At 70.5% G+C, this 12,497-nt stretch carries 15 protein-coding genes; 10 read left to right on the forward strand and 5 right to left on the reverse strand.

Annotated features, from left to right (window positions below; translation table 11 throughout):
• Positions 1–48: 48 nt before the first annotated feature.
• The 4 genes from AB0B61_RS43335 to AB0B61_RS43350 all read right to left on the reverse strand — a co-directional run bounded on the left by AB0B61_RS43335 (position 49) and on the right by AB0B61_RS43350 (position 4,199).
• Positions 49–894, reverse strand: a complete 846-nt coding sequence (locus tag AB0B61_RS43335; protein ID WP_358445371.1) for a hypothetical protein — start codon at positions 892–894, stop codon at positions 49–51.
• Positions 894–1,682 carry a MerR family transcriptional regulator gene (locus AB0B61_RS43340; RefSeq protein WP_358445374.1) on the reverse strand — a complete coding sequence of 263 codons (789 nt, stop codon included), beginning with the start codon at positions 1,680–1,682 and terminating at the stop codon, positions 894–896. Before AB0B61_RS43340 ends, AB0B61_RS43335 begins: the two co-directional genes overlap by 1 nt.
• 42 nt (positions 1,683–1,724) lie before the next feature.
• Complete coding sequence (locus AB0B61_RS43345) at positions 1,725–2,948, reverse strand: MFS transporter (RefSeq protein ID WP_358445377.1); 1,224 nt, start codon at positions 2,946–2,948, stop codon at positions 1,725–1,727.
• 84 nt (positions 2,949–3,032) lie between these two features.
• Positions 3,033–4,199 carry a cytochrome P450 gene (locus AB0B61_RS43350; protein ID WP_358445380.1) on the reverse strand — a complete coding sequence of 389 codons (1,167 nt, stop codon included), beginning with the start codon at positions 4,197–4,199 and terminating at the stop codon, positions 3,033–3,035.
• Between the two features lie 190 nt (positions 4,200–4,389).
• Between AB0B61_RS43350 and AB0B61_RS43355 the strand changes: the two genes are divergently transcribed.
• The 7 genes from AB0B61_RS43355 to AB0B61_RS43385 all read left to right on the forward strand — a co-directional run bounded on the left by AB0B61_RS43355 (position 4,390) and on the right by AB0B61_RS43385 (position 9,627).
• The gene (locus AB0B61_RS43355; protein ID WP_214636287.1) at positions 4,390–4,653 is read left to right on the forward strand and encodes a phosphoribosyl-ATP diphosphatase; all 264 of its coding nucleotides are present in this window, start codon (positions 4,390–4,392) and stop codon (positions 4,651–4,653) included.
• Between the two features lie 62 nt (positions 4,654–4,715).
• Entirely contained in the window at positions 4,716–5,561 is an 846-nt protein-coding gene (gene hisG, locus AB0B61_RS43360) for an ATP phosphoribosyltransferase (RefSeq protein ID WP_358445383.1), read from the forward strand.
• 43 nt (positions 5,562–5,604) lie between these two features.
• Positions 5,605–6,207, forward strand: a complete 603-nt coding sequence (locus tag AB0B61_RS43365) for a carbonic anhydrase (protein ID WP_358445386.1) — start codon at positions 5,605–5,607, stop codon at positions 6,205–6,207.
• A 69-nt stretch (positions 6,208–6,276) separates the two neighbouring features.
• Positions 6,277–7,161, forward strand: coding sequence for an ABC transporter ATP-binding protein (locus AB0B61_RS43370; RefSeq protein WP_358445389.1), 885 nt, complete (start codon positions 6,277–6,279; stop codon positions 7,159–7,161).
• Positions 7,161–7,895, forward strand: coding sequence for an ABC transporter permease (locus AB0B61_RS43375; RefSeq protein WP_358445392.1), 735 nt, complete (start codon positions 7,161–7,163; stop codon positions 7,893–7,895). The genes AB0B61_RS43370 and AB0B61_RS43375 overlap by 1 nt, the downstream gene beginning before the upstream one ends.
• The gene (locus tag AB0B61_RS43380; RefSeq protein ID WP_358445394.1) at positions 7,892–9,025 is read left to right on the forward strand and encodes a sensor histidine kinase; all 1,134 of its coding nucleotides are present in this window, start codon (positions 7,892–7,894) and stop codon (positions 9,023–9,025) included. The genes AB0B61_RS43375 and AB0B61_RS43380 overlap by 4 nt, the downstream gene beginning before the upstream one ends.
• Positions 9,022–9,627 (forward strand): response regulator transcription factor, encoded by a 606-nt coding sequence (locus AB0B61_RS43385; RefSeq protein WP_358445397.1) that lies wholly within the window; start codon positions 9,022–9,024, stop codon positions 9,625–9,627. The genes AB0B61_RS43380 and AB0B61_RS43385 overlap by 4 nt, the downstream gene beginning before the upstream one ends.
• A 4-nt stretch (positions 9,628–9,631) precedes the next feature.
• Here the strand turns inward: AB0B61_RS43385 and AB0B61_RS43390 are convergent, their stop codons facing one another.
• Entirely contained in the window at positions 9,632–9,808 is a 177-nt protein-coding gene (locus tag AB0B61_RS43390) for a hypothetical protein (protein WP_358445400.1), read from the reverse strand.
• Positions 9,809–9,879: 71 nt separating this feature from the next.
• Between AB0B61_RS43390 and AB0B61_RS43395 the strand changes: the two genes are divergently transcribed.
• The 3 genes from AB0B61_RS43395 to AB0B61_RS43405 all read left to right on the forward strand — a co-directional run bounded on the left by AB0B61_RS43395 (position 9,880) and on the right by AB0B61_RS43405 (position 12,434).
• Positions 9,880–10,551, forward strand: coding sequence for an acVLRF1 family peptidyl-tRNA hydrolase (locus tag AB0B61_RS43395; protein ID WP_357958486.1), 672 nt, complete (start codon positions 9,880–9,882; stop codon positions 10,549–10,551).
• 162 nt (positions 10,552–10,713) lie between these two features.
• Complete coding sequence (locus AB0B61_RS43400; protein ID WP_358445403.1) at positions 10,714–11,781, forward strand: LacI family DNA-binding transcriptional regulator; 1,068 nt, start codon at positions 10,714–10,716, stop codon at positions 11,779–11,781.
• On the forward strand, positions 11,778–12,434 hold the full coding sequence (locus tag AB0B61_RS43405) for a DUF1961 family protein (RefSeq protein ID WP_358445406.1): 657 nt from the start codon (positions 11,778–11,780) through the stop codon (positions 12,432–12,434). The genes AB0B61_RS43400 and AB0B61_RS43405 overlap by 4 nt, the downstream gene beginning before the upstream one ends.
• Positions 12,435–12,497: the final 63 nt, after the last annotated feature.

The following is a 12,497-nucleotide window of genomic DNA, read 5'->3' on the forward strand; positions in this document are numbered from 1 at the left end:
CCGCCGTACCCCTTCATCGGGGGTACGGCGGGCAGCGCCGTTTTCTGCTCAGGAGTCGGGTACGTGTTCCCGGCGGGGTCGCAGCGCGTAGATCGCGGCGCCGGGATCGTCGGCGAAGAAGCGGATCACCCGGGCCTCGGCGCGGCGGCCGAGGGGGCGGACGGCGGTGATCGGTTCGGTCAGTTCGAGGATCAGGTTGGTCTGGGAGGCCACTGCCACGGCCAGCCGGTCGCCCTCCACCTTGATCATGCCGTTCTCGTTGAAGTTGCGGACCTGGCGTACCTGGGCGATCCGCTCGCGCGGGACGCGCAGGTCGAAGAACGCGCCGTAGCGGATGCGTACCTCGTCGGCGGAGACGACGTGGGGCCGGGTGACTGAGGCCGCGATGGCCGCGAGCACGATCAGGACCGTATAGGCGTCGGCCACGAGGAAGACGGCGCGCAGGCCGACCGGCGCGCCGAACGCCCGCAGCAGGATCTCCGCGACTATCAGCTCCACGACCATCGCGAACAGGAAGATCATCATCGTGGTGGTCTGCGCGCGGGAGTAGGACAGGGCGGTGGCGCCGTACGGCACACCGTGGCGGCGCCGCGCGACCCACAGCGCGAGGCTGACCATGCCCTTCACGTCGAACCCCATGATCCGCCGCACCTGATCGGGGACCAGCCGCCCACAGGCCGCCCGTAACGCCGTCCGCCGGTCCGCGCCGCCTCGGCGCTCGGCGCCGAACAGCCGGTACAGGGTCGCCGCCTCCAGGACGAGCACCGCGACGACGGCCGCCTCGGCTGCCGCGAGCAGTGGGCGGGGCAGCGGCACGCCGGACACGAGCAGGACGGCGAGCAGCAGCTCCATGGGCACCATGGCGAACAGCACGGCGCGCGCGATCCGCACCATCACCCTCGCTCCTTCAGCATGACCATGACCAGCCGGAACACCTCGGCCTGGGCGGCGGACATCTCCGCGTACATCGTCGTCAGCCAGTGGTCGCCATCCGCGTTCTCGGTGGTGGGCGGGCGCAGGTGATCGGGCGCCGCGTCCAGGTTCGCGAGCATCGCCGTCACCATCTCGTCCGGAAAGTGCGCGACGAGGTCGGCGGCGAGCGTGGTGACGCGGGGGTCGCCGGGGTCGGCGTCGGCGAGCTCGTCCAGCCGCGCGTAGAGGGCGTGTCCCCGGGCGGCCGCCTCGGGCTCGGTGAGCGGGCGGAACAGATCGACGAACCCGGCCCGGTCGGCGGGGTCGGCCACGGTGTCCATCAGAGCCAGCAGCTCCCGGTCCATTTCCGCGAACTTCGAGCCCTCGACGGAGAGAACGCGCAGGACCGTCGCCATGTCCGGCGACACCGTCGAGTCGGGATGCAGGTCCGTCTCCGCCAGCAGCGCGGCCAGCCGGTCGCGTCTGGCGCCGATCGTCTCCTGCTGCCGGGCCAGGTCGGCGTCCAGCTCCAGGAGTACTTCCCGCAGCTCGCGGCCCTGGTCGTCGGCCAGGACGTCGCGGATCTCGTCCAGGGACATGCCCAGCTCGGCCAGCCTGCGTACGCGGGTGAGGGCCACGGCGTCTCGCAGTCGGTACTCCCGGTAGCCGTTGGCGAGCCGTTCGGGTTCGGGGAGAAGGTTCAGGTGGTGGTAGTGACGTACGGTCCGGGTGGAAACCCCCGCCAGCGTGGCAAGCTCGCCGATCCTCATGGGCCCTATTGGACACGTTGACGCTACGGCAAGGTCAAGTGGTCACGGTCCGTCGTGGCTGGGCCCTTGGGAGTGCTGGCGGGGTCGGAGCAGTGGTACCAGGGCGAGGCCGGCCACCGCGGCCACCGTGATGACCACCGGCGGGGCGAGCAGTTGGGCGGCCGAGCCCGCTACGGCGAAGCCGATGCCCTGCCAGAACATCAGCCCAGCCGTCTGGATGCTCAGCGCCCTGCCCACCACCTCCTCCGGGGCCGCGTCCATGAGCAGCTGGTCCAGCCCCAGGTGGTGCGCCAGACCCATGCCCGACAGCACCAGCAGCCCGACCGCGAGCGGCAGTCCGGGACGCAGGCCGAAGGCGAGTTGCGGCAGGAACATCAGCAGCGCCAGCGGCACGATCAGCCGCAGCCGGCGGGCGGGCGAGGGGAGCCACAGGCACAGCACCTCACCCAGGACCGTGCCGACCGGCAGGGCCGACATGAGCAGCCCCAGCCCCACCGTCCCGAACCCGGCCAGCTGGGCGTACGGGGCCGCCAGCGCCTCGGGTGTCACCCCGATGGCGGGTACGGCCCAGCCGAACACCAGGACGCGGCGCAGCGGTACCAGCCGGAAGACCCGCCCGAGCCCCGCCAGTGAGTCGCGTACGAGCGAGAGCGACCGGGCCGAGGCGGCGGCGGGACGGGCCTTGACCCCCATGGCGAGCAGCGCCGCCGACACCAGGAAGGCGCCCGTGTTGAGCAGGAGGGCGGCGCGCGGGGTCAGCGCGATGAGCAGCAGCCCGCCGAGCGCGAACCCGCCCACCTGCGCGGCCTGCGCCACCAGCCGGAACAGGCTGCGGCCGGCGATGTAGACCTCGCCGTCGAGGACGCGCGGCAGCACCGCGGCCCGCGCGCCCGCGAAGACCGGGGCCACCAGCCCCATCCCGAACGCCAGCGCCAGCACGACGCCCACGGGCGAGCCGGGCAGCGCCATGGCCGCGGCCAGCGCGGCCGTCGTGAGGTTGCAGCCCACCAGCAGGGGCCGGATCGCCACCCGGTCGGCCAGGGCCGACAGCAGTACCCCGCCGAACAGGTAGGGGACGAACGCCACGGTGAACACCAGCGCGGCCAGGAAGGGCGAGCCGGTCTGGCGGTAGACCAGCACGGTGAGGGCGAACTGGGTCACGATCGTGCCCAGCATGCAGACCACATGCGACAGGAAGATCGCCCGGAACTCGGGCACGGCCAGTGCGTCCCGGTACCGGGCGCGGGTGGGCGTCGGCTGGTTCATCGAGTTCCCCCAGGTGAAGTGTCGGTCGCCGTGGCCTGCCCGGACCACGGCGACCGTCGGTCAGTAGGCGTATCGCATGTCTGGTCACCTCCCCAGCTCGACGGGCAGCGTCCGTACCCCGCGCAGGGTGCCGCTGTCCCACATCACCGGCTCGGCGCGCGGCCTGACGGCCGGGTGGCCGCGGGCGAGTTCCGTGAACAGCGCCCTGGTCTGCATGGCGGCGATACCGGCCCCCAAACAGGCGTGCAGGCCGCGGCCGAAGCCGAGGTGGGGGTTGGGGGTACGGTCCAGTCGAAGGGCGTCGGGGTCGGAGAAGGCGGCGGGGTCGCGGTTGGCGGCCCCGATGATCAGGGTCACGCCCTCTCCCTTGCGGACCTTCCGGCCGCCGACTTCGGTGTCGGTCAGGCAGCCGCGGGCGAGCACCTGGACCTGGCTGGTATAGCGAATCAACTCTTCAACCGCTAAATCGGGATTTTTGGAGAATTCGAGGAGGCTGCCGGGATTGTCAGTCAGGGCGAGGAGGGAGAGCGTCAGCAGCCGGGCCGAGGATTCGAAGCCGGCGTGGAAGGTGGAGCGGAGCGAATTCAGCACCAGACGGCGGTCGGCACTGGCGCTTGGCAGCTTTTTACTGATATATGCGAACATGCCGTCCGGGCGATGCTCGACCATCCAGCGTTCCATTAACGCGTCGAGTTCGGCCCGCGCGGCCAGGCCCGCCGGTATCACCTCGGGGCGCAGACCGCCGTCCATGGTGTCGATGACGGGCGGGGAAACGGAGTTGAGCCAGTCGAGATCCGGGGGATCCACGCCCAGCACCTCACAGATCGTCTCCACCGTCAGCGGGATGGCCAGCCGGTGGACGAAGTCGAACTCGGTGCCCGCCAGCGCCGCCAGGCGCCGCCGTACGCGCTGCTCGGTGCGTCCAGCCAGGGCCGTGTGGTCCTGGGCGCGGTAGGCGGCGGTGAGCAGCCGCCGCACGGGCGGGTGGTCGGGCGGATCGACGGTCTGCAACATGACCAGCTCGGCGGGCGTCCGCTCGCCGAGCCGCCGCCAGTCGGAGGTGAAACGGTCCAGCCCTTTGAGTACGGCCGCGCAGTCGGCATACCGGGTGAGCACCCAGGTGCCGAGTTCGCCATACCAGAAGAACGGTTCCGTTTCCCGCCAGGCGGCGTAGACGGGTGCTGGATTCCGGAGTATTTCCGGTTTTAGTAGGACACGGAGCGAATGCGGAAAGGGACTTTCCGTCGACACTAAGTCTCCATAAATCGTTAAAAATTGCTCCAAACAATTGATTTAGCCGGTGTGACAGTAGATGAGTAAGAAGTGATAGTCAACAGCGCTTTAGGCGTGCGGCCCGGTCTCGCGTGGCGGACGGGGGCCCGTTGACCCGCGCGCGCAGACTAGGCTTGTCACGCATGCCAGCCGACCGACGAGAGAGATCATGAAGACCTTCGAAGAGCTGTTCGCCGAGCTGTCAGAGAAGGCACGCACCCGACCCGCGGGTTCGGGCACCGTGGCCGCGCTTGACGCCGGCGTCCATGCCATCGGCAAGAAGGTCGTCGAGGAGGCCGCCGAGAGCTGGATGGCCGCCGAGCACGAGTCGAGTGACCGAGCCGCCGAGGAGATCTCCCAGCTGCTCTACCACGTGCAGGTGCTCATGCTCGCCAAGGGCATCGGGCTGGACGAGGTGTACAAGCATCTCTAGGGCGCCCGCGCCCGTCAGCCCGTACACCTAACAGCCCGCGAGACATCAAGGACACCACGGACATGTTGCGTCTGGCCGTACCCAACAAGGGCGCGCTCAGTGAGGCCGCCCAGACCATGCTCAAGGAGGCCGGTTACCGGTCCCGCAAGGACAGCAAGGAGCTCGTCGTCCTCGACGAGGACAACGGTTGCGAGCTGTTCTTCCTGCGCCCGCGCGACATCGCGGTCTACGTCGGCGAGGGCACTCTCGACGCCGGCATCACCGGCCGGGACATGCGCGTCGACTCCGGCGCCCCCGTCGAGGAGATCATGCCGCTGGGCTTCGGCGGCTCCACCTTCCGGCTGGCCGCCAGGGCGGGTGCCATGACGTCGGTCAAGGACCTCGACGGCCTGCGCATCGCCACCTCCTACGCCGGGGTGCTCGGCAAATACCTGTCGGAGTCGGGCGTCGACGCCCGCGTCATCAAGCTCGACGGCGCGGTCGAGACCGCCATCAGGCTGGGCGTGGCCGACGCGGTCGCCGACGTCGTGGAGACCGGCACCACGCTGCGCAACGTCGGCCTGGAGGTGTTCGGCGAGCCGATCATGCGCTCCGAGGCCGTGCTGATCAGGCAGCAGGGCAACGGCGCGGACGCCGGCATCGAGCAGCTCGTCCGCCGCCTGCAGGGCGTCGTGCACGCCCGCGACTTCGTGATGATGGACTACGACATCCGCGCCGAGCGGATCGAGGAGGCCATCGCGCTCACGCCCGGTATGGAGGGGCCCACGGTCTCGCCGCTGCACCGCGAGGGCTGGGTCGCCGTCCGGGTGATGGTCCGGCGGCGCGGGCACCAGCAGGTGATGGACCAGCTCTGGGAGATCGGGGCAAGGGCCATCCTGGCCACCGACATCTACGCCTGCCGCCTCTGAGATCTGTCCGCTAGGTGATGTCCCGTCCGGGAATCACCTAGCTGTGGGTGACGAAACGCTTGCTTGTAGTTATGTCCCGTTCTGTGATGACGCCGCCCTGCAGGCCTGGGCGGCGTTGCAGCGCGGCAACCGGCGCTGGGCGGCGGGCGCGTCCCGCCGCCCCCGCCAGGACCCCGTCCGCAGGAGGCAGGTGGCGGCGGGGCAGTCTCCCTACGCGGTGGTGCTGTCGTGCATCGACTCGCGGGTGCCGCCCGAGGTCGTCTTCGACGCCGGGCTGGGCGATCTGCTCGTCGTCCGTACGGCGGCGCACACCGTCGACCGGCTCGTCACCGCGGCGGTCCAGTACGGCCCGCAGGACTTACGCGCCAGCCTCGTCGTCGTCCTGGGACACCAGCGCTGCGGCGCCGTCACCGCTGCGGCCAGGGCGCTGCGCGAGCGGGAGACTCTGCCCGGAGAGCTGCCCAGCATCGTCGCCGCCCTCGAACCCGTCTACACCGGTTCCAGCGGTGAAGTTGACGACATGGTCCACGCGCACATCGTACGGACGGTGTCGGTGCTGAGAGCCGACACCCTGTTATCCGGCAAGGCCACCGTGGTCGGCGCCTACTACAGCCTCGACACGGGCCTGGTGCGGCGCGTCGCCTGACAAATGTCACCGCCAACCCCGGAGGGAACGCACTAACCGGGCAAGATCCACCGTCCTAGCGTTGATGCCATGAACGCCATCGTGTTCGACCACGTCAGCAAGGACTACGGGGACGTCCTTGCCGTCGATGATGTGTCCCTGGCGATAGAGCCCGGCAAGACCGTGGCCCTGCTCGGCCCCAACGGCGCCGGCAAGTCGACCTCCATCAACATGCTGCTCGGCCTGCTGCGCCCCTCCAGGGGGACGGTCAGCGTGTACGGCCGCACCCCCCGCCAGGCCGTCGCCGCCGGCCAGATGGGCGCCATGCTGCAGAGCGGCCAGCTCATCCCCGAGCTGACGGTCAAGGAGCTCATCGACCTGGTCCGCAGGCTGTATCCCCAGCCGCTGGACCTGGAGGAGATCCTCAAGCTGGCCGACCTCACCGACCTGGTGAACCGGCGCGCGAACAAGCTGTCGGGCGGCCAGTCCCAGCGTGTCAGGTTCGCCCTGGCGATCGCGGGCGCGCCCAAGGCGCTGCTGCTGGACGAGCCGACCGCGGCCATGGACGTGGAGTCGCGGCTGCGGTTCTGGGAGAGCATGCGCGCGTACGCGGCGGGCGGCCGGACCGTGCTGTTCGCCACGCACTACCTGGAGGAGGCCGACGAGCACTCCGACCGGGTGATCGTCATCGCCAGGGGCAAGGTGGTGGCCGACGACACCGCCGCCCGGATCAAGGCGAGCGTCGGCGGGCAGGTCGTCCGCTTCACCCTCGGCGAGCAGCCCGCGGCCGGGCTCGACCTGCTGCCCGGCGTCACGGCGGTCGAGATCGCCGCGGGCACGGCCACGCTGCGTACCTCCGACGCCGACGCGACCCTCGCCGGGCTCTACCGGGGCACCACGCTCGACGTGCGCGGCCTCCACCTCACCGGCGCCGACCTAGAGGACGCCTTCCTCGCCCTCACCAGGGAGTCCTGATGCTGTACTACGCCAAGACCGAGGCGCTGCGGATGCTGCGCAACCGCCGGTACATCATCTTCGTGGTGCTGTTCCCCGTCGTTTTCTACCTGATCAACGCCAACATCTACGGCACCCAGACGGACTCGGCCGGCGTGCGGATGAGCACCTACCTGCTGGTGTCGATGGCCGCCTACGGCGCGCTCGCCTCGTCCATGATGAGCTCGGCCGTGCCCTGGGCGCAGGAACGCCAGTCCGGCTGGCTGCGTCAGCTGCAGATCACCCCGCTGCCGAGCTGGGCGATCATCGTCACCAAGCTCGGCGCCGCGCTGGTCCTCGTGCTGCCGTCCCTGCTGCTGGTCAGCGTGGCGGCCGTGCTGCAGCAGGGCGTGTCGATGCCCGCCGGTCAGTGGGTGGCGCTGCTGCTGTCGCTGTGGGTGGGGGCGATCCCGTTCATCGCGCTCGGGTTGTTCATCGGGTCCCTGCTGAGCGCCGACGCCGCCCAGCCCGCCGCGATGATCTGTATGTTCACCCTGTCGCTGCTCGGCGGCCTCTGGTTTCCCATCGACGCCATCGGCGGCACGATGCGGACCATCGCCGGCTTCATGCCCTCCTACCACTACGCCAGCCTCGGCTGGAGCGTGATCGCGGGCCACGGCGTGTCCATGTCGGACGCGCTGATCGTGGTGGCGTGGGGGATCGTGCTCGGCGGCGCCGCCGCCTACGCCTACCGGCGGGCTACTGTTCGGGCATGAGCTGGACGAACCGGTTCACCTTCGGCGGGACGGGTGAGACCTCGTCCCGCTACCGGCGGCTGTACGGGATCTCCTTCGGCATGGTCTACCTGATCCTCCTGGTGGGGGAGATCCTGAGCGGGGAGTTCCACGGAGCCAAGGCCGTCTGGGCGTGGCTGTCGCTGATCGCGTTCGTGATCTCGTACCTGGCGACCGTCATGAGCCCGCGCAGCATGACGGAGCGGTCGCGGTCGACGTACCCGCTGCTCACCCTCACCACGGCGCAGGCGGTGGTCGGCGCGTTGGTCTTCGGCGGCGGCTGGCTGGCCCTGCCCATATACGTCACGGTGCTCTTCGCCATGATCCTGCCGCCCCGGCGGGCGGCCATCGGCATCGCCGGAATGCTGGCGGTCGTCGTCGGCTGCGGGCTGCTGCACCACTCCGACAGCACCACCCTCCTCATCCTGGGGATGGAGGTGGTCACGCTGGGCGCGCTGTTCATCGGCGTACGCAACACCAGGCTGCTGGCCGTGCAACTTCGCGAGGCGCAGAGCGAGGTGGCCCGGCTCGCCGCGGCGGACGAGCGGCTGCGCATCGCCCGCGACCTGCACGACCTGCTCGGCCACAGCCTGTCGCTGATCGTGCTCAAGAGCGAGCTGGCCGGGCGACTGGCCGAGGACTCCCCGAAGGTGCGCCAGGAGATCCAGGACATCGAGACCGTCGCCAGGAAGGCGCTGACGGAGGTGCGCGAGGCCGTCACCGGCTACCGGCAGCGCAGCCTGCCGGAAGAGCTGGACAACGCCAGGGCCGTGCTGCGGGCGGCGGGCGTGGAGCCGCTGGTACGGGTCTCGGGCACGCCGCTGCCCGGCCTGCTCGACGGCCTGTTCGGCTGGGCGGTACGCGAGGGCACCACCAACGTCGTACGGCACGCGCGGGCGAGTTGCTGCCGGATCGAGGTGACGTACGACGGCGAACAGGCCATCCTGGAGATCATGGACGACGGGCAGGCCGAGGAGCCGCTCCGGCTCGGCAGCGGTTTACAGGGGCTGACCGAGCGGGTGCGCGAAGTGGGCGGGAACGTCGAGGCGGGCCCGGGAGCCAAGGCGGGCTTCCGGCTGCGGGTGCTGGTCCCCGTGGGAGCGGCGGCGTGATCCGGGTGATCCTGGCCGAAGACCAGGCCATGGTACGCGGCGCCCTGGCGTCGCTGCTCGGCCTGGAGCCCGACATCGAGGTCGTCGGCGAGGCGGCCGACGGCGAGGCGGCCGTGTCCGTCGCGCTCCGGCAACTGCCGGACATCGCGCTGCTCGACATCGAGATGCCGGTCATGGACGGCCTCAGCGCGAGTGCCAAGATCACCTCACAGGTGCCCGGCTGCCGGGTGATGATCCTGACCACGTTCGGCCGTCCCGGTTACCTGCGGACCGCCATGGAGGCGGGGGCGGCGGCCTTCCTGGTCAAGGACAGCCCGGCCCGGGAGCTGGCGGCGGCGATCAGGCGCGTGCACGCGGGGGAGCGGGTCATCGACCCGGGCCTGGCGGCGGCGGCGCTCAGCGCGGGGCCCAATCCGCTGTCGGCGCGCGAGCGGGACGTGCTGGCCGCCGCGGTGGACGGCTCGACCATCGGCGACATCGCCCGGCACCTGCACCTGTCGGAGGGCACCGTACGCAACTACCTGTCGTCGGCCATCCAGAAGACCCACGCCCGCAACCGCATCGAGGCGGTCCAGCGCGCCAAGTCCCAGGGGTGGCTCTGAGGCGCTAATAGCGCAGCTCGGCCGGGACCGCGTAGTGGTCGGAGGCGGGTTCAGGCCCGTCGCCCACCACCTCGCAGCGCACCGGATGGCCCGCGCCGCCCGCCCGCGGCCAGGCGCTCAGCACGTAGTCGATGCGGCGAGGCGGGTACAGGCCGGGCCGGGCCCACTGGTCGGCCTTCACTTATATCTTTCCCTGAGTTCCCGACCCCAGGGGAAGCGTGGGCGCGGTCTCCGGTCAGTTACCCTTCCGGCATGAGTGCGCGACCGGCGAAGGGTGGCGGGCGATGGGTGTCCGTGGTGCCCGAGCGCGTGCACCCGTGGATCGACGGCTTCGCCGACCGGCACGGCCCGTTCGAGGCCGCCGGTGACGAGGAGGTCGTGCGCCTGGTGGCCGCCGACGGGGCGCTGGCGGAGCTGCACGTGCCCTTCCCGCCCCTGCCGCTCGGGCCACCGTACGTGACCAGGCTCGTCACCCACGCGCGGGCCGATCGGCGTGTGGGGGTGATCCTGGTACGGATGGGCGGCTACGCGACCGGCATGTTCCACGGGTCGCGGCTGGTGGTGTCCAAGGTCGGGTCTCGCCTGGTCCAGGGGCGTACCGCGGCGGGCGGGTGGTCGCAGCAGCGCTTCGCCAGACGCCGCCAGAACCAGGCGGATCAGGCCTTCGAGGCGGCGGCCGAGACCGTGGTGCGCGTCCTGTCGCCGTGCCTGGGCGAGCTGGACGCGGTCGTGCTCGGCGGCGATCGCCGGGCCGTGGACGCGCTGCGCGCCGACCGGCGTCTGGCCGGCCTGCTGGCACTAGAGACGGAGCCGTTCCTCGTCGTCCCCGACCCGAAGCTGGCCGTACTCAAGGACACGCCCGCGCTGTTCCGCGCGGTACGCATCCGCGTGGTGGACCCACCCGCTACGGGCGATGAATCGTAGGCGACATCGTCAGCGGTGACCCCTGAGAGCAACGCCCGTCGGAGGAGCACTGACCGTGAGTGTATGCTCGCCGGAAGATCGGTGTCTTGAGTCGATTCAAAAAGATCATGAGTAAGGCTATGATAAGCCGCGTTCAACGTTGGAGCGGCCTCGTGAGGATCAATGTCGACCACGAACATCAAGGAGGTCGCGCAGCGGGCACGCGTCTCCGTGGGCACTGTGAGCAACGTGCTCAACCGCCCCGAGATCGTCTCCCCCGCCACGCGTAAGCGCGTCTTCGACGCGATCCGCGAGCTGGGCTTCGTCCGCAACGAGGTGGCCCGCCACCTGCGGGTCGGCCGCAGCCGCACGGTCGGCCTGATCGTGCTCGACGTGGCCAACCCGTTCTTCGCCGACGTCGCGCAGGGCGCCGACGCCCTGGCGGACGAGCACGACACGATGGTGGTGCTGTGCAACAGCGCCGCCGACCCGGCCCGCGAGCTGCGCCATCTCGACCAGCTCGAACAGCAGCGGGTCATGGGCATACTGATCACACCGGTCGACGCGAGCAGCCCGAGACTGGCGGAGCTCGCCGCCAGGGGCACGCCCGTGGTGCTCGTCGACAGCGCGGCCGCCGGGCTCCAGTGCTCGGTGGCGGTCGACGACCGGCTCGGCGGCCATATCGCCGGGGTCCACCTGATCGAGCGGGGACACCGCAAGATCCTGTTCGTCGGCGGGCCGCGGTCGATCAAGCAGGTGGGGGACCGGCATTTAGGGATCACGAGCGCCGTCTCCGAGGCGCGGGACACCGAGCCCGGCGGGGGAGTCGAGCCCGGCGGCGGGCCGGGTGGCGGGGTCGAGCTGGTCGCCTGGTTCATGCCCGCGCTGAGCGTGGCCCACGGGCGGACCGCGGGCGAGCGCGTGGCGGCGCTGCCCGTCGAGGAGCGGCCGACGGCCGCCTTCTGCGCCAACGACCTGCTCGCCCTGGGATTCCTGCAGGCCATGGCCGCGCACGGACTGCGGGTGCCGCACGACATGGCGATCGTCGGCTACGACGACATCGACTTCGCCGCGGCGGCGACCGTGCCGCTGTCGTCGGTCGGCCAGCCGCGCGAGCTGCTCGGGCGTACCGCCATCGACCTGCTGCTGGAGGAGGTGGCGGAGCCGGAGCTGCACCGGCACCGGCAGGTCATCTTCCAGCCGGACCTGGTGGTCCGGCAGTCCAGCGACCTGCACAGGAGTCCACCTTGACGGAGATCTACCGCAACCCGCTCGCCGGCCCCGACGACCTGGCGGGATTCCGGCTGGAGGGGGACGGGGCGACCACGTTCCCGATGGGGCGGATGCGGCTGGAGAGCCTCAGACCGCCCGCCGACGGGCAGGCGGCCAACGTGGTGCTGTGGTGCCCCGAGGACCTGCCCGCCGACGTACGGATCGAGTGGGACTTCTGGCCGGTCAGGGAGCCGGGGCTGTGCATCATGTTCTTCCATGCCCGCGGCCGGGGTGGTGAGGATCTGTTCGACCCGGGCCTCGCGCCGCGCGACGGGCCGTACGAGCAGTATCACCACGGCGACATCGACGCCTACCACGTGTCCTATTTCCGGCGGATGTGGCCGTCAGAGCGCGCTCTGCACACCTGCAACCTGCGCAAGAGTCACGGGTTTCACCTGGTCACGCAGGGTGCCGACCCGCTGCCGGCGGCGCTGGACGCCGTCGGGCCGTACGCCGTGCGCCTGGACGTCCTGGGCGGTGAGATCACCTTCTCGATCAACGATGTGGTCTCGTTCCGCTGGACGGACGACGGGAGCACCGGCGGTCCAGCGCTGCGCGGCGGCAAGATCGGATTCCGGCAGATGGCCCCGATGATCGGGGAGTATGCGAATCTGCGGGTTTCACATCATTGACATTGAGTCGATTCAACACTAATTTCGCACCAACCGCCGTTCACCCGTACGAAACGGACTAGG

This window comes from Nonomuraea sp. NPDC049158, assembly GCF_040648335.1.
Classification (GTDB): domain Bacteria; phylum Actinomycetota; class Actinomycetes; order Streptosporangiales; family Streptosporangiaceae; genus Nonomuraea.

What these genes read in the sequence shown, in the direction of transcription:
- AB0B61_RS43335 (WP_358445371.1), bottom strand. Translation starts at nt 894, where the DNA reads ATGGTGCGGATCGCGCGCGCCGTGCTGTTCGCCATGGTGCCCATGGAG.
- AB0B61_RS43340 (WP_358445374.1), bottom strand. Translation starts at nt 1,682, where the DNA reads ATGAGGATCGGCGAGCTTGCCACGCTGGCGGGGGTTTCCACCCGGACC.
- AB0B61_RS43345 (WP_358445377.1), bottom strand. Translation starts at nt 2,948, where the DNA reads ATGAACCAGCCGACGCCCACCCGCGCCCGGTACCGGGACGCACTGGCC.
- AB0B61_RS43355 (WP_214636287.1), top strand. Translation starts at nt 4,390, where the DNA reads ATGAAGACCTTCGAAGAGCTGTTCGCCGAGCTGTCAGAGAAGGCACGC.
- hisG (WP_358445383.1), top strand. Translation starts at nt 4,716, where the DNA reads ATGTTGCGTCTGGCCGTACCCAACAAGGGCGCGCTCAGTGAGGCCGCC.
- AB0B61_RS43370 (WP_358445389.1), top strand. Translation starts at nt 6,277, where the DNA reads ATGAACGCCATCGTGTTCGACCACGTCAGCAAGGACTACGGGGACGTC.
- AB0B61_RS43375 (WP_358445392.1), top strand. Translation starts at nt 7,161, where the DNA reads ATGCTGTACTACGCCAAGACCGAGGCGCTGCGGATGCTGCGCAACCGC.
- AB0B61_RS43380 (WP_358445394.1), top strand. Translation starts at nt 7,892, where the DNA reads ATGAGCTGGACGAACCGGTTCACCTTCGGCGGGACGGGTGAGACCTCG.
- AB0B61_RS43395 (WP_357958486.1), top strand. Translation starts at nt 9,880, where the DNA reads ATGAGTGCGCGACCGGCGAAGGGTGGCGGGCGATGGGTGTCCGTGGTG.
- AB0B61_RS43400 (WP_358445403.1), top strand. Translation starts at nt 10,714, where the DNA reads ATGTCGACCACGAACATCAAGGAGGTCGCGCAGCGGGCACGCGTCTCC.